2 protein-coding genes are annotated in these 1,343 nt (G+C 39.5%); both read left to right on the top strand.

Going from position 1 to position 1,343, the window contains the following annotated elements; genetic code table 11:
- The first annotated feature begins 89 nt into the window (after positions 1-89).
- A complete protein-coding gene (locus AAEY62_RS19980) occupies positions 90-275 on the top strand; it encodes a hypothetical protein (protein ID WP_024589178.1) in 186 nt (61 codons plus the stop codon).
- A 208-nt stretch (positions 276-483) separates the two neighbouring features.
- Positions 484-1,047, top strand: coding sequence for a peroxiredoxin family protein (locus AAEY62_RS19975; protein ID WP_350635894.1), 564 nt, complete (start codon positions 484-486; stop codon positions 1,045-1,047).
- The last annotated feature ends 296 nt before the right edge of the window (positions 1,048-1,343 follow it).

The raw sequence follows: 1,343 nt of genomic DNA, 5'->3' as shown, positions 1-1,343 counted from the left end.
AAAAAGCAGTTAGCTTATGAGCAACTGACCACTTAATCTAGCCAAAACAAGTTATGCACTTACAATTTGAATCTAGGGGTGAATTGAATATGGCTAAAATAGAAAAACTAGAGTTAGCAGCCCATCGCAACGATATTATTGAAGACGTCAGTAATTTGATTGAGAAATATCGCACTATTTTTGGCTGGGATGTGCCCGATATCGATGAAAAATTGGCAAAAAATTTAATTGTGAATGAAGTTCGCCAAGCGCTTGATAATATCAACAATGAATAAATTACAACGACCTACCAAGCTAGCTAAAAGTTCGAATGCAAACAGATGAAATCTCTGCAATCGCTTATTGTATATTTGCTGTTTGCTTATTGGATCTGAGAGCTAAGATAATTTGAAAAAGAGTCTGTTCTGAATATTACTGCTTATGTGTTTGAATTTTGCTTGCTCTGATATTTTGCGCCCCACCACTGACCTGAGGAATACTATAATGCCCAGACCAATAAAGCCCAAAACACTTTACCACTCAACATTTAAACTTATTTTTAAGCTCCCGCTTATTGCGATACTAACACTATGCGGGCCGTCCGCTTTTGCAGGCGATGGACCATGGCCGTCGTTTACAGCGACAACACTCAATGGCGAAAAAGTAGACAGTAACAAACTGATAGGTCAACCAACACTACTCATACTTACGCCGTCTCGTAATGCCGCAAAATCTACTCGGGAGTGGGTTAACACATTACGTTCAAAAATCGATCATGATAAATATCGGATTCGGGACGTCCTAGCTGTCAATTTACCATTCTTTATGTCGGAAGAGGATGCCATTGGTCGGGCAAAAGAAAAAGTACCGCAACGCTACCACGATCAAACTTGGATTCTGAACTCACAGGTCATGGAAGAAGCGTTAGGTGTGCCCTCAGATAGTGATGAAGCAGTCATTGTTGTTTTGGATAAGAACGGTGATCTGATATCGCAGGTTCATGGTAAAGTTACAACAATCCGAATGAATGATATCACCAATGCCTTGCAGAGCCTCGCAAGAAGCTAACAACTCCACTACTGACCATTAACGTATCAAATAAAATCGTTCAGTAGTTTAGCGCGTGATTTAATTCGTTGAATTGCTTAAATACTTATGCGAATTGGTATAACATTTCAATTAAACGATATGTTCTCTTTTGAGTTTTAGAATGAATCTCAAGCATGAGCAAGTGCAGTACTTTTTTTGAACACAAAAAAGCCCGCTAAATTAGCGGGCTATTTTGTTATATGGTGGAGAGATAGGGATTTGAACCCTAGATGGGCTATAAACCCATGCCGGTTTTCAAGACCGGTGCATTCGAC

It is taken from the genome of Pseudoalteromonas sp. GW168-MNA-CIBAN-0100 (assembly GCF_040309225.1).
In the GTDB taxonomy this organism is placed as follows: Bacteria; Pseudomonadota; Gammaproteobacteria; order Enterobacterales; family Alteromonadaceae; genus Pseudoalteromonas; species Pseudoalteromonas arctica.
This window is presented reverse-complemented; position numbering and strand designations above follow the sequence as displayed.

Coding starts and splice junctions, on each gene's coding strand:
- AAEY62_RS19980 (WP_024589178.1), top strand. CDS start 90: ATGGCTAAAATAGAAAAACTAGAGTTAGCAGCCCATCGCAACGATATT.
- AAEY62_RS19975 (WP_350635894.1), top strand. CDS start 484: ATGCCCAGACCAATAAAGCCCAAAACACTTTACCACTCAACATTTAAA.